This window comes from Mycobacterium sp. NGS64 (genome assembly GCF_059812245.1).
In genome coordinates this window covers 380,079-400,228 of the sequence record NZ_JCALCI010000005.1, presented here as the reverse complement: position 1 = coordinate 400,228, position 20,150 = coordinate 380,079, and the positions used below count along the sequence as shown (strand labels likewise).

The 20,150-nt window shown below is 69.1% G+C and carries 20 protein-coding genes; 11 read left to right on the top strand and 9 right to left on the bottom strand.

Features of this window, described 5'->3' with window-relative positions; all coding sequences use genetic code 11:
• Positions 1 to 177 precede the first annotated feature (177 nt).
• The 8 genes from lmeA to AC5Y4S_RS23375 all read left to right on the top strand — a co-directional run bounded on the left by lmeA (position 178) and on the right by AC5Y4S_RS23375 (position 8,193).
• The gene (lmeA, locus tag AC5Y4S_RS23410) at positions 178 to 990 is read left to right on the top strand and encodes a mannan chain length control protein LmeA (RefSeq protein ID WP_500034974.1); all 813 of its coding nucleotides are present in this window, start codon (positions 178 to 180) and stop codon (positions 988 to 990) included.
• A gap of 49 nt (positions 991 to 1,039) precedes the next feature.
• Positions 1,040 to 1,456 carry a thioredoxin family protein gene (locus AC5Y4S_RS23405; RefSeq protein WP_500034973.1) on the top strand — a complete coding sequence of 139 codons (417 nt, stop codon included), beginning with the start codon at positions 1,040 to 1,042 and terminating at the stop codon, positions 1,454 to 1,456.
• Positions 1,457 to 1,680: 224 nt separating this feature from the next.
• A complete protein-coding gene (locus tag AC5Y4S_RS23400; RefSeq protein ID WP_500034972.1) occupies positions 1,681 to 2,145 on the top strand; it encodes a DUF4395 domain-containing protein in 465 nt (154 codons plus the stop codon).
• A 36-nt stretch (positions 2,146 to 2,181) separates the two neighbouring features.
• Positions 2,182 to 3,015, top strand: a complete 834-nt coding sequence (locus tag AC5Y4S_RS23395; RefSeq protein ID WP_068179250.1) for a sulfurtransferase — start codon at positions 2,182 to 2,184, stop codon at positions 3,013 to 3,015.
• 1 nt (position 3,016) lies between these two features.
• Complete coding sequence (locus AC5Y4S_RS23390) at positions 3,017 to 3,319, top strand: DUF1416 domain-containing protein (protein ID WP_500034971.1); 303 nt, start codon at positions 3,017 to 3,019, stop codon at positions 3,317 to 3,319.
• A gap of 143 nt (positions 3,320 to 3,462) precedes the next feature.
• Positions 3,463 to 4,122 carry a heme-binding beta-barrel domain-containing protein gene (locus tag AC5Y4S_RS23385; protein ID WP_500034970.1) on the top strand — a complete coding sequence of 220 codons (660 nt, stop codon included), beginning with the start codon at positions 3,463 to 3,465 and terminating at the stop codon, positions 4,120 to 4,122.
• Between the two features lie 66 nt (positions 4,123 to 4,188).
• Positions 4,189 to 6,534, top strand: a complete 2,346-nt coding sequence (locus AC5Y4S_RS23380; RefSeq protein ID WP_500034969.1) for a RyR domain-containing protein — start codon at positions 4,189 to 4,191, stop codon at positions 6,532 to 6,534.
• 120 nt (positions 6,535 to 6,654) lie between these two features.
• Positions 6,655 to 8,193, top strand: coding sequence for a sensor domain-containing protein (locus AC5Y4S_RS23375; protein WP_500034968.1), 1,539 nt, complete (start codon positions 6,655 to 6,657; stop codon positions 8,191 to 8,193).
• Between the two features lie 242 nt (positions 8,194 to 8,435).
• On the opposite strand, the gene AC5Y4S_RS23370 is transcribed toward AC5Y4S_RS23375, so the two are convergent.
• The gene (locus tag AC5Y4S_RS23370) at positions 8,436 to 9,302 is read right to left on the bottom strand and encodes an aminodeoxychorismate lyase (protein ID WP_500035012.1); all 867 of its coding nucleotides are present in this window, start codon (positions 9,300 to 9,302) and stop codon (positions 8,436 to 8,438) included.
• Between the two features lie 59 nt (positions 9,303 to 9,361).
• Here AC5Y4S_RS23370 and ygfZ point away from each other — a divergent pair, with 59 nt between their 5' ends.
• Both ygfZ and AC5Y4S_RS23360 read left to right on the top strand, forming a co-directional pair.
• On the top strand, positions 9,362 to 10,456 hold the full coding sequence (ygfZ, locus tag AC5Y4S_RS23365) for a CAF17-like 4Fe-4S cluster assembly/insertion protein YgfZ (protein ID WP_500034967.1): 1,095 nt from the start codon (positions 9,362 to 9,364) through the stop codon (positions 10,454 to 10,456).
• Positions 10,457 to 10,603: 147 nt separating this feature from the next.
• Positions 10,604 to 10,780, top strand: a complete 177-nt coding sequence (locus AC5Y4S_RS23360; RefSeq protein WP_500034966.1) for a DUF3073 domain-containing protein — start codon at positions 10,604 to 10,606, stop codon at positions 10,778 to 10,780.
• Positions 10,781 to 10,829: 49 nt separating this feature from the next.
• On the opposite strand, the gene purM is transcribed toward AC5Y4S_RS23360, so the two are convergent.
• From purM to AC5Y4S_RS23330, 6 genes are all read right to left on the bottom strand, one after another.
• Positions 10,830 to 11,924, bottom strand: coding sequence for a phosphoribosylformylglycinamidine cyclo-ligase (gene purM, locus AC5Y4S_RS23355; protein WP_500034965.1), 1,095 nt, complete (start codon positions 11,922 to 11,924; stop codon positions 10,830 to 10,832).
• Between the two features lie 60 nt (positions 11,925 to 11,984).
• Positions 11,985 to 13,520 carry an amidophosphoribosyltransferase gene (gene purF, locus AC5Y4S_RS23350; RefSeq protein WP_068179265.1) on the bottom strand — a complete coding sequence of 512 codons (1,536 nt, stop codon included), beginning with the start codon at positions 13,518 to 13,520 and terminating at the stop codon, positions 11,985 to 11,987.
• 138 nt (positions 13,521 to 13,658) lie between these two features.
• The gene (locus tag AC5Y4S_RS23345) at positions 13,659 to 14,048 is read right to left on the bottom strand and encodes a sterol carrier family protein (RefSeq protein WP_500034964.1); all 390 of its coding nucleotides are present in this window, start codon (positions 14,046 to 14,048) and stop codon (positions 13,659 to 13,661) included.
• 3 nt (positions 14,049 to 14,051) lie between these two features.
• Positions 14,052 to 14,666, bottom strand: a complete 615-nt coding sequence (locus tag AC5Y4S_RS23340) for an Rv0804 family intramembrane glutamic endopeptidase (RefSeq protein ID WP_500035011.1) — start codon at positions 14,664 to 14,666, stop codon at positions 14,052 to 14,054.
• A complete protein-coding gene (gene purL, locus AC5Y4S_RS23335) occupies positions 14,654 to 16,939 on the bottom strand; it encodes a phosphoribosylformylglycinamidine synthase subunit PurL (protein ID WP_500034963.1) in 2,286 nt (761 codons plus the stop codon). Before purL ends, AC5Y4S_RS23340 begins: the two co-directional genes overlap by 13 nt.
• Before the next feature lie 17 nt (positions 16,940 to 16,956).
• Positions 16,957 to 17,745 (bottom strand): helix-turn-helix domain-containing protein, encoded by a 789-nt coding sequence (locus AC5Y4S_RS23330; RefSeq protein ID WP_500034962.1) that lies wholly within the window; start codon positions 17,743 to 17,745, stop codon positions 16,957 to 16,959.
• 126 nt (positions 17,746 to 17,871) lie between these two features.
• On the opposite strand from AC5Y4S_RS23330, the gene AC5Y4S_RS23325 reads away from it, so the two are divergent.
• Positions 17,872 to 18,267, top strand: coding sequence for a nuclear transport factor 2 family protein (locus AC5Y4S_RS23325; RefSeq protein ID WP_500034961.1), 396 nt, complete (start codon positions 17,872 to 17,874; stop codon positions 18,265 to 18,267).
• Between the two features lie 242 nt (positions 18,268 to 18,509).
• Here AC5Y4S_RS23325 and AC5Y4S_RS23320 read toward each other — a convergent pair whose 3' ends face one another.
• Entirely contained in the window at positions 18,510 to 18,857 is a 348-nt protein-coding gene (locus AC5Y4S_RS23320) for a VOC family protein (protein WP_500034960.1), read from the bottom strand.
• Between the two features lie 14 nt (positions 18,858 to 18,871).
• Positions 18,872 to 20,137, bottom strand: coding sequence for a M18 family aminopeptidase (locus tag AC5Y4S_RS23315; RefSeq protein ID WP_500034959.1), 1,266 nt, complete (start codon positions 20,135 to 20,137; stop codon positions 18,872 to 18,874).
• Positions 20,138 to 20,150 lie beyond the last annotated feature (13 nt).

Sequence of the window (20,150 nt, the reverse complement as noted above, 5' to 3'; positions counted from 1 at the left end):
AAAGCCCCTCCAAATCGTGGGAAAGGCGTCTCCCAATTTCGATAACGCCACGACGCGTTGGTTGCCAGGTCATCTAACGATAACGTGCCACCTGCCATTTCGGTGCAGGGTATACGCCACTGTGAGGCCCGCCACCGGACGGTCCGCGGCACGGCGGCCATGCTATTACGCGACAATGTGCGCATGCGCAAGGTGCTGATCGGTGTCGGTGCGGCGGCCGTCGCCGTGGCCGTGACCGTGATCGGTGCCCTGGGCGTCGACTACGGAACCAGCATCTACGCCGAATACCGGCTGTCCACCAGCGTGCGCAAGGTGGCGAATCTGGGGTCCGACCCGTTCGTCGCCATCGTGGCTTTTCCCTTCATCCCGCAGGCGCTGCGGCGGCACTACAGCCAGGTGGAGATCAAGGCCAACGCGATCGAGCACGCGATGGTAGGCAAGGCCACCCTCGAGGCCACCATGTATACGGTCGACCTGAGCTATGCGTCCTGGCTGATCAGGCCCGACGCGAAGCTGCCGGTGGGCAGGCTGGAGAGCCGCATCATCGTCGACTCGATCCACCTGGGCCGCTACATGGGCATCACCGACCTGATGGTCGAGGCGCCTCCCAAGGAAACCAACACCGCCACCGGGGGCGTCACCGCCTCGGGCATCTCCGACAGCCACGGCCTGGTGTTCAGCGGCACCCCCAAATCGGCCGACTTCGACCACCGGGTCAGCGTCTCGGTCGACCTGTCCATCGCCCCCGACGACCCCGCGACGCTCGTGGTCACCGCCACCGGCGTCCTCACCGGGCCCGACACCGCCAACCAACCCGTTCCGGACGCCAAGCGGGACGCCGTCCTGCGCGCCTTCAGCACCAGGCTGCCCAATCAGCGGCTCCCGTTCGGCGTGGCGCCGACGTCGGAGGGCGCTCGCGGCTCCGACATCATCATCGAAGGCGTCACCCAGGGAGTAACCCTGACGCTCGACGGGTTTAAGCAGTCATGAGTCGCGCCGACGACGATGCAGAGCGAAGCGATGAGGGGAAGTGGTGCGCATGAGTACCGTCGTTGTCGCGATCGTGGCGGCCTTGCTGGTGGCAAGCCTCGCCGGATGGTTGCTTACGCGCCGCTCGGGACACGTCCGCGAGGTCGCCTCTAATCAAAGCGCCGAGCGCGACACCACGGACCTGGGCCTTTCCCGCAGCGGGCCCACCATCGTGCATTTCAGCGCCGCGTGGTGCGGGCCCTGCGATCGGGTCCGGCGGGTGGTGCATCAACTCTGCGAGGACATGGGCGATGTGGCCCACGTCGAGATCGACCTGGACGCCGATCCGGCTACGGCCCGGCGGTTTTCGGTGCTGTCCCTGCCCACCACACTGATCTTCGACGCCAACGGGCAACAGCGATACCGGGCCTCCGGGGTCCCGAAGGCCGCCGACCTGCGCTCGGTGCTGCAGCCGCTGTTGGCTTGAGCGCGGCGTCATTCGGTAAGCTTGCCGACGTGTCAGCCCGCCTCGAGCCCATGCTCACCATGCGTCGCACAGTCCATCTGTGCCGCATCGCGGGTTGTTGTTGTTGCTGTAGCTGCTGAGTAGCGGCGCCCCCGCGCGCACTCGGAGCAGCTTCGGAGCCCCACCGAGGCTTTCCAAGGCGCGCCTCCCCCTTTCCGCGCAACAAGATTTCTAGGAGTAAACCCGTGCCGAGCGACAACACCGCCGTCGAGCCGGACCGCGTGGACGTCCGCGGACCCAGGTTCGCGGCCTGGGTCACCACCGCGGTCTTGGTCGCCGCCCTCGTCGTTTCGGCCGCCAGCCCCCTGGCGGCCGCGGTCATTCTGGCGGCGCAGGCCGTGATCTTTGCGATCGGCGCCGCCGGCGGCCCGCGCCGGCATCCCTACGGGCGGGTGTTCGCCACCGTCGTTGCGCCCCGGCTAGGGCCGGTCACCGAACGCGAACCGGTCGCGCCACTGAAGTTCGCCCAACTCGTCGGCTTGATCTTCGCCGTCGTCGGGGCGGCGGGATTCGCCGCCGGCGCCTTCCTGGTCGGGGTCATCGCCACCGCGTTCGCGCTGGTTGCCGCCTTCCTGAACGCCGCCTTCGGCATCTGCCTGGGCTGCCAGCTCTACCCGCTGGTCGCGCGCCTGCGACCGACCCCCTCCTAGCCCCGTTCATCAGCAGCAACCGAAAGGAATCCATTCATGGCACGCTCCGACGTCCTGGTCTCCGCAGACTGGGCCCAGAGCAATCTCGACGCCGAGAACGTCGTCTTCGTGGAAGTGGACGAGGACACCAGCGCGTACGACACCGGCCACATCCCGGGAGCGGTCAGGCTGGACTGGCGCACCGATTTGCAGGACCCGGTCAAACGTGACTTCGTCGACGCGCAGCAATTCTCGAAGCTGCTGTCGGACCGCGGCATCGCCAACGACGACACCGTGATCCTCTATGGCGGTAACAACAACTGGTTCGCCGCCTACGCCTACTGGTATTTCAAGCTCTACGGCCACGAGAAGGTCAAGCTGCTCGACGGCGGCCGTAAGAAGTGGGAGCTCGACCGGCGCCCGCTGTCCACTGACCTGGTCAACCGGCCGGCGACGTCGTACACCGCGGCCCCGCCGGACAACACCATCCGGGCCTTCCGCGACGAGGTCATCGCGGCCATCAACGTCAAGAACCTCGTCGACGTGCGCTCCCCCGACGAGTTCTCGGGCAAGATCCTCGCGCCGGCGCACCTGCCCCAGGAGCAAAGCCAGCGGCCGGGGCACGTCCCGGGCGCGATCAACGTTCCGTGGAGCAAGGCCGCCAACGAGGACGGCACCTTCAAGTCCGACGAGGAGCTGGCCAAGCTGTACGCCGACGCCGGCCTGGATGGAACGAAGGAAACCATCGCGTACTGCCGAATCGGGGAACGCTCGTCGCACACCTGGTTCGTGCTGCGGGAATTACTCGGCCATAAAAACGTCAAGAACTACGACGGCAGTTGGACGGAATACGGCTCCCTGGTGGGTGCCCCGATCGAGTTGGGAAGCTGATATGTGCTCTGGACCGAAGCAAGGACTGACGTTGCCCGCCAGCGTCGATCTGGAGAAGGAAACGGTCATCACCGGTCGGGTCGTGGACGGCGACGGTCAGGCGGTGGGTGGCGCATTCGTCCGCCTGCTGGACGCGTCGGACGAGTTCACGGCCGAGGTGGTCGCGTCGGCCACCGGTGACTTCCGGTTCTTCGCGGCACCGGGGTCCTGGACACTGCGCGCGCTGTCCCCCGTCGGCAACGGCGACGCCGTGATCGCACCGTCGGGTGCCGGCATTCACGAGGTCGACGTCAAGATCGCCTGACGGACCGGCCGGTCCCCGGGGATCCGCGGGACGAATAGACTCGTCCCCGTGGTGCTCTTCTTCGAGATCATGCTGGTCGTCGCAGTCGTGGTCATCTCATGGTTCGCGCTGTACACCCTCTACCGACTCATCACTGACGAGTCGTGACGTCCGAGGATCCAGTCGTTTCCGGCGGCTCGGGCGACCGCGCCGTCGCGGCCGCCGCCGAACGCGCCAAGCTGACCGCGGCCCGCAACATCCCCGGCTTCGACGACCTGCCGGTGCCCGCCGACACCGCGAACCTGCGCGAAGGGGCGAACCTCAACGACGCGCTGCTGGCGCTGCTGCCGCTGGTCGGGGTGTGGCGCGGCGAGGGCGAGGGCCGCGGACCCGACGGGGATTACCGGTTCGGCCAGCAGATCGTGGTCTCGCACGACGGCGGCGACTATCTGAATTGGGAAGCCCGGTCCTGGCGGCTCGACGAGGCGGGCGGGTACCGCGAACCGGGCCTGCGTGAGACGGGCTTCTGGCGCTTCGTCAGCGATCCCGACGACGATCCCACCGAGTCGCAGGCGATCGAGTTGTTGTTGGCCCATTCGGCCGGGTACATCGAGTTGTTCTACGGGCGGCCCCGCACGCAGTCGTCGTGGGAGCTGGTGACCGACGCGCTGGCCCGCAGCCGGTCGGGATTGCTGGTCGGTGGCGCCAAGCGGCTCTACGGCATCGTCGAAGGCGGCGACTTGGCCTACGTCGAGGAGCGGGTGGACGCCGACGGCGGCCTGGTGCCCCATCTTTCGGCGCGGCTGTCGCGGTTCGCCGGATAGTCACCGGAAAGCCGACGCGCCGAGATAACCTCACCGCGACGACGCTCGGGTGAGGGAGGTCGGCCGATGGGTACACCCCGGCAGGTAGTTCGCTGGGTCGTGTCCGGGGTTGGCCTACTGCTGGTCGGGTATCTGGCCGCGCTGGCGTTGGTCCCCTCGATCCTCGACGCGCTGCCCGACTGGCTGCGATGGTTCGGACGGCCGGGATCGATGCCGACGCTCGCCATCGTCATCGCCGTGTTGATCGCGGCGTGCGTGCTGAGCTTCCGGTCGAGCGCCAGCCACCGGGTGGTGGGCGTCTCGTTCACCGTGATCGCCGTCTTCGTCGCCATGAGCGCCGTGCTGGGCCTCACCTCGTACTGGGGGTGCCACGACGCCAACCACCCCGCCTTCTTCACCCCGCTGATGGCGACGGCCCAGTTGGTCAAGGGCAGCACCAGTGACTTCTCGGTGGGCGGGCGCACCTGCCCGAGCCCCACCCCGGTCGGGCTGGAACTCGCGCGCATCGTGGCGCTGGCGGCGATCTTCACCGGCCTGGGTGGGATCGCGGTCGGGGTCTTTCGGTCCCAGGTGGACCGCTTGCGGGCCAACCTCGCCGAGCACGTCGCCGCGATCGTCGGCATCGACGACGACAGCCAATCGATGATCAGCGCGGTCGTGCGCACGCTGGACCGGCGCACCACCTTGGTCGTCATCACCAATGCCGGCGACGACCGCGTCCAGCGGGCCCGCAGGCAAGGTGCCCGGGTGGTGCTGGTGGACTTCAACAGGCCCGCCACCCTGGTGTCGCTGCGGCTGTGGCGCCACCTTTCCCGGTTGTACTTGGTGGCGCGCGACCCGGCGATCAACCTGTTGTGGCTCGACCAGATCAGCCGCCGGCTCGCGGAGCTGGACCACAAGCAGCGGTTGCCGCTCATCGTGCGCATCGACGACCCCTGGTTGGCCAAGGCGTGGCGGGCCCAGCAGTTCGGCGGGTCCGACACCCGCTGGGCGGCCGACGTCGTCGGCAAGTACGAGGTGACCGCCGGCCGGCTGCTCGACGGCATCATCGCGACCGGGCGGACAAAGCGTGTATTCGTGTGCGGCACTTCGCAATTGACGCTCGCGCTTTGCGCGGATCTGACCCGCCGCGCCCTGGAACGCGACTTTTTCACCCCGCCCGGCGCGTTGCCGTTGCCGGCGCTCACCCTCGTCGAACGGGACGCCGAAGAGTACGTGCGCGACCACGAGTTCTACCGGCAGCAAGCGGGATTCCTGTCGGAGGGCCCGACGATCGATGCGGTGCCGGAGGCGCCGACGGTGCCCACGATGCTCCGATTGCTCGGCGATGCCGAGCCGGCCGCGAGCGCGGTGATCTTGGTGGACACCCTGGCCGCGACGATCGGCACCCGGCTTGCCGCCCGCTTTCCCGACATGCCGGTGTTCGCCTCGGATCTCAACACCAACATCGCCGACGACGCCATCCAGGTCGTCGGCTCGCTGCAGTCCTACTCGCTGGTGCTGGACACTCGCGAGGGGTTGATTCAGGACGCGTGGGAACGTGCGGCGAGGCTGATTCACGAGCGCTACGTCGCCACCATCGACCCGCAGGCCCCGCGCTCCCCGGCGGCGATGCCGTGGGACGAGCTCAGTGAGTTTTATCGCGGTTCGAATAGACGTCAGGTGCGCAACGCGCTGTGGATGGTCGAACAGATCGCGGGCCATACATGGAACACCTGGGGCACCCCGCCGGCCCAGTTGTCCGGCCGCGACATGGCCGATTCGCCACCCCTGGAACAGCTCTCCCTGATGGGCTTCGACCGCCGCTCGGCGATGAGCATGGCGCGGGCGGAACACGAGGACTGGTGCCGCTACTACCGGCGCAACGGGTGGAAGTACGGGCCCGATCGCGACGACTCGCGCAAGGTCCACGACAAGCTGGTCGACTGGTCGGTGGTGGAAAGCAAGCCGGAGCTACTCACCGCGGCCGTGCGCAGCCTGGCGGCCACGCTGTGGAGCGTGCGGCAACTCGGCTACCGGTCACGCCCACTGTGGCAGAACTTCACCCGGTCGGGGACGGTGACCGCCGAACAACGAGACACGCCGTGGACCTGGACATCGGACTCGGGGCACACCATGCGTGCGGACGCGGGCGATTGGGCAGTGCAGGACGACGGAAAGGTGTGGTCGGTGCGTGACGACATCTTCCGGGACACCTACGAACCGGCCGGCGACGGCCGGTGGCGGCGCAAGGGCAGGGTTCAAGCGCGACCGGCCCAAGCCGGCGAGACGGTCAACACCCTGGAGGGCGCCGCAACGGCGGCCGAGGGCGACTGGGTCGTGCGGGGATCCAACGGCGAGCAATGGCCGGTTCCCGGTGAGGAGTTCGCGCGCCGATACACCGAACTGCCGGAGGCCCCCGCGCCAAAATGACAGTGAATGTTTGCGCATCCCTTTAGGGCCCAACACTGATACGGTATCCGCGCATGTGAAATAGCCGCATGCAGGCTTTCTGCCCCAGTCGTTCGCTCCGCCTCACGCTAGGAGACAGCGATGCCGCTGTTCATCAGCTACTCGAGCCAGGACAGGTCGACAGTCGACGCTCTGACTTCCGCCCTGCGGCGCGCCCAACAACAGGTTTGGTTCGACCAGGAACTGGGTGGCGGCGACTCGTGGTGGAACAGGATCCTCGAGCAGATCCGCTCCTGCGACGTGTTCGTCGTTGCGCTGTCGAACAACTGGCTGCAGTCAAAGCCCAGTCAGTCCGAGCTGCGCTACGCACAGGCCCTCAACCGGCCGATCCTGCCGGTGCGGATCGGCGATATCGACAGCATGCGCGTGAATCCGCTTGCCTCGTTGCAGATCATCGACTACCGGAACCCCACCGTGGACGCCGGCATCCAGTTGGTCACCGCAGTGCACTCGCTGCAGGCCAAGCCCCAGCCATTGCCCGACCCGCTGCCCGAGGAGCCGCCGGTGCCGTTCGGCTACATAACGCGGTTGGGCAACACCCTCGCCGAAAAGGAGCTCAGCCCCCAGCAGCAGCTGCAGCTGTTGGTTGAGCTCCGACAAGGGTTCGACGAGGACGGTGACGATCCCAGCGCTCGCGGCGACATCGCCCAGCTGCTGCGCATGCTGCGGCTGCGGCACGATGTCACCTACCGGACGCGAACCGAAATCGATAATGTGCTGGCCGAAATCGAGGCGAAAGACGGTGCGCCCGCGTCGGATGCCAACACGCCGACCGCGACGCCCCAAGCCGGCACCGGTCCCCAGCCCGTCGCGGAAACGACCCAACCGTCAACCGCTGCGGTCGGCAGCGGCGCGGCGAAGGGCGGCGGGGCCAATACCCGGCTGATCGTCATCGGTGCCGCCGCAGTGGTGGTGATCGCCGTCATCGCGGTGGTGGTGGTTCTCATGAGTCAGGGCGGCAAAAGCAAACCCGCCGCCAAGCCGGCATCGAACCCAAATTCCGCTGCCGCCCCGAATTCCGCTGCGCCACCGGCGAATTCCAATTTCACCGCCAATGCCACGAAGCTGGGCTCGTTCCTACTGGGACCACCGGAGGTGGGCGCCGTCGTCGCAGACCCCAATATGGTCGTCTCCGACAAAACCGACGGGATGCGCAATCCCAAGTGGACGCTGTCCAACCCGGACTGCATCGGCGCCTACGAGCCCATCGCCGAAGCCGCGTATCAGGCGAGCGGTTACATCGCGGTGGCCGCCCAGGCCGTGCACACGCCCGGAGAAGAGCCGACCCACCGCGTCTTCGAATCCGTGGTGGCGTTCCCGTCGGCCGACAAGGCGGCCGCCTTCGTGCAGACGTCCGCGGACAAATGGAAGGCCTGCGCGGGACAAGCGGTCACGCTGAGCTTCAACGGCAAGGACACCGGCTGGAAGTTCGAGGATGTCGCGGGCGCCCCGCCCAGGATCGCCCAAGGGCGGACGCAAACCGAAGGCACCAGGGCCTGCCACCACGCGCTGCGGGCAGTATCCGATGTGGTGATCGACGTGCTGGTGTGCGGGCCGGACGCCGAGACCGGTCAAGCCGGAAAGATTGCCGAGCAGATCACGGCAAGGGTGTCGCAGTAGCGCACCCCGGACATGGAGCGGCCCCCGAGCAAAGCTCCTGGTTGGACTGACCGGAAGCTCGGGGGCCGGGTGGCTACGGGGAATTCGCCAGCGCGCGTTGATCGCCGACTCTTCCGAGCCAATGCAGCTAGCGGGTAGCCACCTCACATGTCCATGAAGCTATCAATTTCGCGGACCACCTCCTTTCCTGTGTACGGCCGACCGTACCTGGCATTGCGCGAGCCGACAACAGAATTCAGCGCTCAGCGATCGCTGACGATGGCCGCGTCGACCAGCTCGGCGAATTCGGTGGCGATCGGGGACCGGAGCAGTCGCCGGCCATCAAGCGTGTGCACCCGAGCCGCCAGGGTCATGCTCGACACCAGCCAAATGCCTTGGGCGGCATGCAGGTCCGCGACCCGCAGCGCCCGGTAGTCGCAGTCGTAGCCCTTGGCCCGGGCCACCTCGAAGAGCGCCTGTTGCGTGGTGCCCCGCAGGATCGGATACCAGGGCGGCGGTGTCAGCAGGCACGGGCTCCCGTCCGCGCCCGGTTCGGCGGCGATGACGACCGTCGAGCGCGGGCCTTCCAGGATGTAGCCGTCGGAGCTGATGAAGATGACGTCGCCGGCGTTCTGCCGCGCGGCGTGCCGCAGGGCGGCCATGTTGACCGCGTACGACAGCGTCTTGGCCCCGGCCAGCAGCCACGGCATGGCGTCGGCCCCGCGGGCCGGCAGCCCGCGATCCAGCGTCATCGCGGACAGCCCGTCGCGGCGAACCGCGGTCACCCTTTCGGGGACGGGGTTCACCATCACGTAGGCGGTCGGAGGCGATCCGCTCTCGCGGCCGCGCGTGTAGATCAGGCGCATTGCACCTTCGTCGGAGGTGCCCGCGGCCCACCGGCGCGCCGCCTCGTCGATGGCACTGCGCCAGGCGGCGAGGTCCGGCTCAGGCAGGTCCATCATCTTGGCGGACTGCGTCAGGCGCTGCAGATGGGAGCCCACCAGGCAGGCACGGCCGTCGCGCACCAGCAGCGTCTCGAAGATTCCGTCGCCGCGAACCGCGGCCAGGTCGTCGGCGTGCAGCAGCGGCGCCCCCGGCGGGTGGGCCTCGCCGTCCAGCGTGAGGATCACACCCGTCTGGTCGGCCATGAAGGGTAAGCCTAGCCGCGAGGGTCCGTAGAGTTTGAGGGGTGAACGCCGTCCCCGCACCCGACCCCGGACCCGACGCCGGCGCGGTCTGGCATTACGGCGATCCGCTGGGCGAGCAGCGGGCGGCCGAGACCGACGCGGTGTTGGTCGACCGCTCGCACCGCGCGGTCCTCACCCTGACCGGCAAAGACCGGCAGACCTGGCTGCACACCATCTCCAGCCAGCACGTCAGCGAACTCCCCGAGGGCGCCAGCACGCAAAACCTCAGCCTCGACGGCCAGGGGCGCGTCGAGGACCACTGGATTCAGACGGAGCTGGGCGGCACGACCTACCTCGACACCGAACCGTGGCGGGGTGAGCCGCTGCTGGAATACCTGCGCAAGATGGTGTTCTGGTCCGAGGTCACCCCGAGCGGCGCGGATCTGGCGGTGTTGTCGCTACTGGGCCCACAGCTGGCCGAGCGGGCTGCGCTCGACACGCTGGGCGTGGACGCTTTGCCCGCCGAGTCGACCGCCGTTCCGCTCCCCGGCGGCGGCTTCGCGCGACGGATGCCGGGCGCCCACGCCGGCCAGATCGAACTGGACGTGCTGGTTCCGCGCGGCGAGGCCGCCGGCTGGCGCGACCGCCTGACGCGGGCCGGCGTGCGCTCGGCCGGGGTATGGGCCTACGAGGCGCACCGGGTGGCGGCGCTGCGGCCGCGACTCGGTGTCGACACCGACGAGCGCACGATCCCGCACGAGGTGGGGTGGATCGGCGGTCCCGGCGAGGGGGCCGTACACCTGGACAAGGGCTGCTATCGCGGGCAGGAGACCGTCGCGCGGGTGCACAACCTGGGCAAACCGCCGCGGATGCTGGTGTTGTTGCACCTCGACGGCTCGGTAGAGCGACCCTCGACCGGAGACTCAGTGCTCGCCGGCGGTCGCGCCGTCGGACGGCTCGGAACCGTGGTCGAGCACGTCGACCTCGGGCCGGTGGCACTGGCGCTCGTCAAGCGCGGCCTGCCCGCGGACACGCAACTGACGACCGGCCCGCAGGGCGACGTCGCCGCGGCAATCGACGCCGATTCCCTGCCCGCCACCGAACACGTCGGCGCGGGACGGCGAGCCGTTGAACGGTTGCGGGGCGGTGCGGGATAATCCTCGATGAGGTCCGCCACAGCGGCCAGGGGTCACCGACACCCGACCGTGAGGCACGGTAAACTGTCGGCAGGACAATAACGACACCAAGAGATCGGAGCCGCCTACTCGTTAGGCCGCTCCGTTATTGCGCGAGGGGGTTCCCCCATGGGCCGCGGCCGGGCTAAGGCAAAGCAGACCAAGGTTGCACGAGAACTCAAATACAGTTCTCCGCAGACCGATTTCCAGCGGCTACAGCAGGAGCTGTCGGGCTCGACCGCCGACGAACCCGGCGACGACGGCCAAGACGAATCTTGGGACGACCACGACGACTGGCGTCGCTGAACCTCTCACCACCACTGTGCCGATGCGCTGAGCGTCGGCACAGTTTCTGTCAGAACCTCGGGTGTTGCCCGACCAGTGTGGCCCGCGGGCCGTCTTTTCCGCCTTTGCCGACGGTGCCCAGCACCCAGCAGCTCAGATGCCGCGCGGTCAGGATGGCCAGCGCGCGGTCTTGATCTTCGGGAGCGACGACCGCGATCATGCCGACGCCCATGTTGAACGTCTTCTCCATCTCCTCGCGGGCCACCCGGCCGCGCTGGGCGATCATCGCGAACACCGGCGCGGGCGTCCAGGTGCCGCGGTCGACCTCGGCGACCAGCCCAGGCGGGATCACGCGTTGCAGGTTGCCGGCCAGCCCGCCGCCGGTGACGTGGCAGAACGTCCGGACATGGGTCTCGGCCGTCAGCGCCAGGCAGTCTTTGGCGTAGATCCGGGTCGGTTCCAGCAGCTCTTCACCGAGGGTGCGGCCGAACTCCTCGACGTAGCCGGCCAGGTTCATCCGGTCGATCTCGAGCAGGACGCTGCGGGCCAGCGAGTAGCCGTTGGAATGCAGGCCGGAGGAGCCCATCGCGATGATGACGTCGCCGGGTTTGACGCGGTCGGCGCCCAGCACGTCGTCGGCCTCGACGACCCCGACGCCGGTGGCCGAGATGTCGTAGTGGTCGGGCTCCATCAGGCCGGGATGTTCGGCGGTTTCGCCGCCCAGCAGCGCGCAGCCCGCGCGCACACAGCCCTCGGCGATGCCGCTGACGATCGCGCTCAGGCGTTCGGGGACCGTCCGGCCGACGGCGATGTAGTCCTGCAGGAAAAGCGGCTCGGCGCCGCAGACCACGAGATCATCGACCACCATGGCGACCAGGTCGAGGCCGACGGTGTCGTGCTTGTCCATCGCCTGGGCGACCGCCAGTTTGGTGCCGACGCCGTCCGTGGAGGCCGCCAGGACCGGCTCGCGGTAGTCGCCGCGCAAGGCGAACAGGCCCGCGAACCCGCCCAGCCCGCCGCGCACCTCGGGCCGGGTGGCCTTGGTGGCCAACGGCTTGAACAACGCGACGGCGCGCTCACCGGCTTCAATGTCCACCCCGGCCGCCGCGTAGGTGATGCCCTGGCTGCCCGGGTTTCGTCCGGGGCTCTTTCCGGGATCCGTCATCGCGATAAAGGCTACCGGGCGGCGCTTCGCGCCGGAATCAAACGTCTTTGAAGCACCGGCTCAGCGCACGATCGGCACTTCATCGGGTGCCAGATCATCGAGCGCGGCTCCGCGCGCGGCGTTGGCGAGCATGTGCTCGATGACGTTCTTGCCCAGCGCGGATTCCTCGGGCAGTTCGATCGGGTACTTGCCGTCGAAGCAAGCGGTGCACAGCCGTGACGCCGGCTGCTCGGAGGCCGCGACCAGGCCGCGCAGCGAGATGTAGCCCAGCGTGTCGGCGCCGATCGCGTGCCGTACCGCCTCGAGCATCTCCTCTTTGTCTTGCACGGCGTTGGCGATCAACTCGGCCGGCGACGGGAAGTCGATGCCGTAGAAGCACGGCCACTTCACCGGCGGCGACGCGATGCGCACGTGCACCTCGAGGGCGCCGGCCTCGCGCAGCATGCGCAACAGCGCCCGCTGGGTATTGCCCCGCACGATCGAATCGTCGACGACGATGAGCCGCTTGCCGCGGATCACCTCTTTGAGCGGGTTGAGCTTCAGCCGGATGCCGAGCTGGCGGATGGTCTGCGACGGCTGGATGAACGTGCGCCCGACGTAGGCGTTCTTCATCAGGCCCTGCCCGTACGGAATGCCGGATTCCTGGGCGTACCCGACGGCGGCCGGGGTGCCCGACTCCGGCACCCCGATCACCAGGTCGGCCTCGACCGGGCATTCGCGCGCCAGCCGGCGGCCGATGTCGACCCGAGTGGCGTGCACCGAGCGGCCGGCGAGCGTGCTGTCGGGGCGCGCCAGGTAGACGTATTCGAAGACGCAGCCCTTGGGCTCGGGGTTGGCGAACCGGGTGGAGCGCACACCGTCGGCGTCGATGGCCAGCAGCTCGCCGGGCTCGATGTCGCGGACGAACGAGGCGCCGACGATGTCGAGGGCGGCCGTTTCCGACGCCACCACCCACCCGCGGTCGAGGCGTCCGAGCGAAAGCGGCCGCACGCCATAGGGATCGCGGCACGCATACAGCGTGTTTTCGTCCATGAACGTCAGGCAGAACGCCCCGCGCACGGTCGGCAGCAGCTCCAGCGCCGCCTGTTCCAGCGTGGAGTCGGCGGCGCCGTGGGCCAGCAACGCGCCCAGGATGTCGGAGTCCGTCGTCGCCGGGGCGGGGTATCGGGTGCCCATCAAGCCCTCGTCGCGGGCGCGCGCGGCAAGCTCAGCAGTGTTGACCAGATTTCCGTTGTGCCCCAACGCAACCCCGGTGCCTGCCGCGGTGTTGCGGAACACCGGCTGGGCGTTTTCCCACGTGGTGTCGCCCGTGGTGGAGTACCGGCAGTGCCCGATGGCGACGTGACCCTGCATCGCCGCCAGCGTCTGCTCGTCGAACACCTGGCTGACCAGGCCGAGGTCCTTGAACACCAGCACCTGAGATCCGTCGGCGACGGCGATGCCCGCGGCTTCCTGCCCGCGATGCTGCAGCGCGTACAGGCCGTAATAGGTGAGTTTGGCGACGTCCTCGCCCGGGGCCCAGACCCCGAAGACGCCGCACTCTTCACGGGGGGAGTTCAAGTCCTGCTCGGATGCTTCTACTCCAGCGACGGTCACGGTTCGGCGGCTCCCTGGCGAACGATTGGTGACGCCTAGGAGTCTACGGGCAGCACGGGCTCCCCGACGAATCCGACGGGCGTGTTGGGCGGCGAAAATCCCGCTTCATAACTCTAAACCTGCAGTTCAGGGTTGTATTCAGCTGACACCGAACAGCGGCAACCAGTGGCCTATTTCACCCGCCCGCGAGCCGGACAGCGTCACGCCCCCGGTGGCTTTCGCCTCGTCCAGCGCCAAAAGGCCGGTCGCCAGCCGCAGCCAGGTCCGCGGATCGGTCTCCACCACGTTCGGCGGCGTGCCGCGGGTGTGCCGGGGTCCGGCGATGCACTGGACCGCCGCGAACGGCGGGATCCGGACCTCGACGCTGGCGCCCGGCGCCACCGTGGCGAGTGTCCGCGCGGTGAGCCGCACAGCGGTCGCCAGGGCGCTGCGGTCGGGCGCCGGGCGGGACTCGTCGCGCAGCCAGTCCAGTACGGCCAGCACCGCCTGCCGGGCCTGGGCCGGGTCTGCGCTTTGACGGGCGGGCATACCTCAGCGTTGCACGGCCACCGCGGCGATCGCACCGGCCTCGTTGATGGCCAGGTGGGCCAGCATCGGCGCGGCGAGGCTGCCAGATCGGTCGGCCAGCCAGCCGAACAACCAGCCCGCTGTCCCGGTCACCAGCACGGTGGCCACCACCGGCGCACCCGTTGCCCGCGCGTCCGGGATGTGCGAGAGCCCAAAAGTGGTGGCCTGCAACAACTTTCCGCCACGCCGGCCGAACGCGCGGGAGCCCACAGCGGCCAGCGCGGCGCGGAACGCGGCCTCCTCGGCCCAGACGGTGCCGACGGGAATGTTCAGCAGCAGCCAACCCGGCACGGAGACCGGCAAATCGCGGGCTGCCATCGAGGCCCGCACCATGGGCAGCGCGGCCGTCGCGGCGATCGCGCCCGCCGCGGCCGCCCCGGCGGCCGACCCGAGCCGCATCCCCGCCCACAGCGACGGCGGGCGCAGGCCCGGTGTGGCGCGGGTCACCGCCACTAGCAGCACGCCCGCGCCGGCCTGCAGGGTGACGCGCCACGCCGAGGGCAGCCGCGGGCTGATGAAGCTCCAGCCGACGAGCGCGGCGGCTAACGACAGCGCCCGAAGCCGGCTTACCCGAAGAATCGCGGCAGCACCGCCTCGGACGTCTCGCGCAGTTCCGCCAGCGACACGGTGAACAGGCCCTGAAACTCGACGGCGCCCGAGGCCTGATCGACGACGCCGATGCGGGTCGCGGGCAGGCCCCGCGCCTCGCACATCGACCGGAATCGGCTCTCCTCGGTGCGCGGGACCGCGACCAACACCCGGCCGGCCGACTCGGAGAACAACATCACGAACGGATCGGCGTCGTCGGGAAGCACGATGCGGCAACCGGTTTCACCCGCCAGCGCGGATTCCACGATGGCCTGGGCGAGGCCGCCCTCGGAGAGGTCGTGCGCCGCGGACACCAGCCCGTCGCGCGACGCCGACGTCAGCACCTCGGCCAGGAGCTTTTCCCGCGCCAGGTCCACCGCGGGCGGCAACCCCCCGAGGTGGTCGGCGGTCACCTGCGCCCACACCGAACCGTCAAGCTCGTCGCGGGTGTCGCCCAGCAGCAGCAGGGTCTCCCCCGGCTCGGCGCCCAGGCCGGTCGGGATTCGCCGCGCCACGTCGTCGATCACGCCGAGCACGCCGACCACCGGCGTGGGCAGGATCGCCGCCGACCCGGTCTGGTTGTAGAAGCTGACGTTGCCGCCGGTTACCGGAATCCCAAGGGCCGCACAGCCATCCGCGAGGCCGCGGACGGCCTGCGAGAACTGCCACATCACCCCGGGGTCCTCGGGGGAACCGAAGTTCAGGCAGTTCGTCACCGCCACCGGAGTCGCGCCCGTGACGGCGACGTTGCGGTACGCCTCGGCCAGCGCGAGTTGGGCGCCGGCGTAGGGATCCAGCAGCGTGTAGCGGCCCGACGCGTCAGTGGACACCGCGATGCCCCGCCCGGTCGACTCGTCGACGCGCAGCACGCCGCCATCGGCGTGCTCGGCGAGCACCGTGTTGCCGCGCACGTAACGGTCGTACTGCTCGGTGATGAACGCGCGGCTGCACAGGTGCGGACTGCCAAGCAGCGCAAGCAAAGTCGCGCGCAGCTCGTCGCCCGTGGCCGGCCGGGGCAGGCCCGTCGAACGGTCCGCGTTCAGCGCGTCCTGCGATTCGGGGCGCGCGACGGGACGCTGATACACCGGACCCTCGTGGGCCACGGTGCGCGGGGGCACGTCGACGACCGTCTCCCCGCCCCAGGTGATCCGCAACCGGTCGCCGTCGGTGACCTCGCCGATGACGGTGGCCAGCACCTCCCACTTGCGGCACACCGCCATGAAGGCGTCGACGTTCTCCGGCGCGACCACCGCGCACATGCGCTCCTGCGACTCGCTGCACAGAATCTCGGCGGGCGTCATCTCCTTGGCCCGCAGCGGAACATTGTCTAGCTGAATCGCCATCCCGCCGTCCCCGGCCGAGGCCAATTCCGAGGTGGCACAGGACAATCCGGCGCCACCGAGGTCCTGGATGCCGATCACAAGTCCGCCCGCGTAGAGCTCGAGGCAGCACTCGATGAGCACCTTTTCCATGAAGGGGTCGCCCACCTGAACCGACGGCAGCTTCTTGCGCGAATTTTCGGCGTCGAACGTGTCCGACGCCAGCACCGACACCCCGCCGATGCCGTCCAGCCCGGTGCGCGCGCCGAACAGGATGATCTTGTTGCCCGCACCCGACGCGAACGCCAAATGCAGGTCCTCCTGGCGCAGAACGCCGATGCACATTGCGTTGACCAACGGGTTGCCCGCGTAGCACGCGTCGAACACGGTCTCGCCGCCGATGTTGGGCAGGCCGAGCGAGTTGCCGTAGCCGCCGATGCCGCGGACCACGCCGTCGACGACGCGGCGGGTGTCAGGCGCGTCGGCGGCGCCGAACCGGAGTTGATCCATGACGGCGACCGGGCGGGCGCCCATGGCCATGATGTCGCGGACGATGCCGCCCACGCCGGTGGCGGCGCCCTGGTAGGGCTCGACGTAGGACGGGTGGTTGTGCGACTCGACCTTGAAGGTGACGGCCCAGCCGTCGCCGATGTCGACGACGCCGGCGTTCTCGCCGATGCCGGCCAGCATGCCGGAGCGCATCTCGTCGGTGGTGGTCTCACCGAAGTAGCGCAGGTGGACCTTCGACGATTTGTACGAGCAGTGCTCGCTCCACATCACCGAGTACATCGCCAGCTCGGTGTCGGTGGGCCGGCGGCCCAGGATCTCGCGGATCCGCTGGTATTCGTCGTCTTTGAGGCCGAGTTCGTGAAACGGTTGCGGCTGGTCAGGGGTGGTCGCGGCGTGTTCGACGGTGTCGATGACCTGGGTGCGCGCGGTTGTCACGGGAACAGTCTAGAGAGCTAGTCGCCGCGCAGCAGGCGGGCGCTTTCGGCGTCGGCCGGATAGAACAGCTCGACGGCGAGCTCGGCGAGGGTGACGTCGAGCGGGGTCCCGAAGGTGGTGAGCGTCGTGAACATCGATAACCGTTGTCCGCCACCGGCATCGAGTTCGAACGGCACCAGCAGCGAGGTGTTGTCCTGCGGCGAGCTCCATGCCCTGGCGGCGGACGCGACTCCCGGGTATCCGCGCACCTCCTCGTCGATCGCCCGCAATGCCGGGTCGCCGGTGAGCGCGATGGTGCGCCGCAGCTGGCCCAGCAGGTAGCCCGCCCATTCGGGGAAGTTCAGGGTCCGCGCGGCCAGCCCGTCGGGGTGCAGGGACAGCCGGTACACGTTGGCCGGCGGCCCGCGCAGGTCGTCGGGCAGACCCGCGGTCAGGGCGGACGCCGCGGCGTTGGCCCCGACGATGTTCCAGCAGCGGTCGATGACGATGCCCGGGTACGGGTCGTGGGCGTCGAGCAGCCGCTGCACCGCGTCGCGCGCCGGGGAGAGCGCGCCGTCCTCGAGCGGGCGCGACTGGTAGCGCGGGGCGAACCCGGCGGCGAGCAGCAGCGCGTTGCGTTCGCGAAGCGGAATGTCGAGCCCCTCGGCGAGGGCGAGCACCATCTCGGGGCTGGGCCGGGCGCGTCCCGTCTCGATGAAGCTCAGGTGCCGCGCCGACACCCCCACGCTGAGCGACAGGTCGAGCTGGCTCACCCGTCGGCGCGCCCGCCAGTCGCGCAACAGGACACCAACCGTCGCCTGGCTCACGAAGCCACGGTAACCACGCGCGGGTACCCGCCGCGATGACCTCGGAGGTAATTGTGCCGCCGCATGCGTGCCGCCCAGGCTTGAGATGACGCGCTCGACAGGGAGCGCCCGAGTCAAGGAGGAACGATGACCGACGTCCAATCCGCCCCGAAGTTCAGCGCCGAGGTGTTCGCCGCGTACTGGGCCGCGCCCACCATGTCGCGCGGCTTCGACATCCTGGCCGACGACATCGTGGGCTACTGGCCCGGCGACGCCGAGCCCGTCCGCGGCATCGCGGCGTACACGGCGAAGATCGGCGAATTGCTGGACGCTGCACCGGATTTGACGCTCGACGTGGTGGACAGCGCGACGGTTCCCGGCGCCGCCGAGGGCGAGGAGCTGGTGTTCTTGCACTATGTGGGTCGGGGCACCGGCCCGGATGGGCCGTTCCAGATCCGGGGGATCGACCGGGTGCGCACTCGCGACGGGATCGTCGTGGAGAACGTCATCCGCTACGACCCGCTGATCCTCACCCAGGGCTGAGCGCCGGGGGTGAGTGTGCGCTCACGGCTTTCGGTGTGAACCCTGGGCGGCGATTCGACGACTTTCCCGCCCAGGCTTCACAATCAAAGCCCAGGCTTCACACTCAGCGGCGCGACCGACCGCCGCCTCGTCTGCGAGCGTTCAGTGTGCGCTCACGGCTTTCGGTGTGAACCCTGGGCGGCGATCCAGCGATTTTTGCGCCCAGGCTTCACAATCAAAGCCCAGGGCGCACACCCAATGGCTTATTGCTTGACGATGCAGAACACGTTGCCCTCGGGGTCGGCCAGCACCACCCAGCGGAAGGTGTCGCCGAATTGGTGCCGGCCGACCTCGCTGGCCCCGGCCGCCGTCAGCCGCGCCACCTCGGCGTCGACGTCGGCCGCGCTCAGGTCGAGGTGCACCCGGTTCTTCCCCGGCGTCGGATCGGGCACCTTTTGAAACCCGAGCCGCAGCCCCTCCGGGAACGTCACCGCGGTGAACTCGTCGGCGAGGATGACGTGCGTCTTGCCGCCGAACTGCTCAGCCCACCAGCCGGCCAGCCCCGCCGGATCGCCGCAGTCGATCGTCACCATTTCCACGTTTAGCGCCATGGCCGGATCGTAGGTCAGCGGGGCGACAGAAACGCTTGCAATGCGGCCGAATAGGCCGCCACGTCGTGCGCGCCCATCAATTCCCGCGCGGAGTGCATCGCGAGCTGCGGGGCGCCGACGTCGACGGTCGGGATGCCGGTGCGGGCAGAGGCCAGCGGCCCGATCGTCGAGCCGCACGGCAGGTCGGCGCGGTGCTCATAACGCTGCAACTGAACCCCGGCCTGCCGGCAGGCGAGCTCGAAGGCCGCGGCGGTGCGCCCGTCGGTGGCGTACCGCAGATTCGGGTGCACCTTGAGCACCGGTCCGGCGTTGACGTCGATCAGGTGGCCGGGCTCGTGCCGCTCCGGGTAGTTGGGGTGGGTGGCATGGGCCATGTCGGCCGAGGCCAGCAGCGACGCCGGCAGCCGGCGCAGGAAGTCTTCGCGGGTGCCACCGGCCGCGAGCACGATCCGCTCCAGGACGGTGTTGAGCAGGTTGGACTGCGCGCCGCGGTCGGAGGTCGATCCGACCTCTTCGTGATCGAAGAGCACCAGCACCGGCACCAAGTCGCTCGGTTCGGCGGCGACCAACGCCTCCGTTCCCGCGTAGCAGCTGGCTTGGTTGTCCAGCCGGGGCGCGCTGATGAGGCTGGCGTCGGCGCCGATCACCGTCGACGGCGTCAGGTCGTGTGTCATCAGGTCGGCGCTCAGCACATCCGTCGCCACCAGACCGGCTCGCTCGGCGACGTACTCGAGGAACGAACCCCGTTGTTCCCCAACGCCCCAGACCGCGTTGACGTGTCGCTGCGGGTCCAGCGTGACCGACTTGCGATCCTCGGCCAGGTGGATCGCCAGCTGCGGCACCCGCAGGATCGGGTCGTCGATCCGGACCAGCCGGTGGCCAACCCCGTGAGCCGAATTCCCGTCCCGCACCGATAGCCGCCCGCTGATGCCCAGGTCTCGGTCCAGCCAGGAGTTGAGCCAGGCGCCGCCGTACGGCTCGAGCGCCACCACCCGCCACCCGGCGACCAGCCGGTCGGGGCGCTGCTTGACCCGCAGGTTGGGACTGTCGGTGTGGGCGCCGACGATCCGGAACGGCCCGTCGGGTCCGCTGGAGTTCCAGGCGACGAGCGAGCCGGCCCGCACCACGAAGTAGCGGCCCGGTCGGTCCGGCCAGCGGTCGGTTTCGTCGAGTTCGGCGTAGCCGGCCTCGATAAGGCGAGCGGCCACCGTCGCGCAGGCGTGAAACGGCGACGGTGATGCGTCGATGAATTCGCAGAGGCCTGCGGCGCTGGCCGGCATGGTGACCATCATG

What these genes read in the sequence shown, in the direction of transcription:
- AC5Y4S_RS23375 (WP_500034968.1), top strand. Translation starts at nt 6,655, where the DNA reads ATGCCGCTGTTCATCAGCTACTCGAGCCAGGACAGGTCGACAGTCGAC.
- AC5Y4S_RS23345 (WP_500034964.1), bottom strand. Translation starts at nt 14,048, where the DNA reads ATGCCCGCCCGTCAAAGCGCAGACCCGGCCCAGGCCCGGCAGGCGGTG.
- AC5Y4S_RS23405 (WP_500034973.1), top strand. Translation starts at nt 1,040, where the DNA reads ATGAGTACCGTCGTTGTCGCGATCGTGGCGGCCTTGCTGGTGGCAAGC.
- AC5Y4S_RS23395 (WP_068179250.1), top strand. Translation starts at nt 2,182, where the DNA reads ATGGCACGCTCCGACGTCCTGGTCTCCGCAGACTGGGCCCAGAGCAAT.
- AC5Y4S_RS23320 (WP_500034960.1), bottom strand. Translation starts at nt 18,857, where the DNA reads ATGGCGCTAAACGTGGAAATGGTGACGATCGACTGCGGCGATCCGGCG.
- AC5Y4S_RS23390 (WP_500034971.1), top strand. Translation starts at nt 3,017, where the DNA reads ATGTGCTCTGGACCGAAGCAAGGACTGACGTTGCCCGCCAGCGTCGAT.
- AC5Y4S_RS23315 (WP_500034959.1), bottom strand. Translation starts at nt 20,137, where the DNA reads ATGCCGGCCAGCGCCGCAGGCCTCTGCGAATTCATCGACGCATCACCG.
- AC5Y4S_RS23360 (WP_500034966.1), top strand. Translation starts at nt 10,604, where the DNA reads ATGGGCCGCGGCCGGGCTAAGGCAAAGCAGACCAAGGTTGCACGAGAA.
- purM (WP_500034965.1), bottom strand. Translation starts at nt 11,924, where the DNA reads ATGACGGATCCCGGAAAGAGCCCCGGACGAAACCCGGGCAGCCAGGGC.
- AC5Y4S_RS23380 (WP_500034969.1), top strand. Translation starts at nt 4,189, where the DNA reads ATGGGTACACCCCGGCAGGTAGTTCGCTGGGTCGTGTCCGGGGTTGGC.
- AC5Y4S_RS23325 (WP_500034961.1), top strand. Translation starts at nt 17,872, where the DNA reads ATGACCGACGTCCAATCCGCCCCGAAGTTCAGCGCCGAGGTGTTCGCC.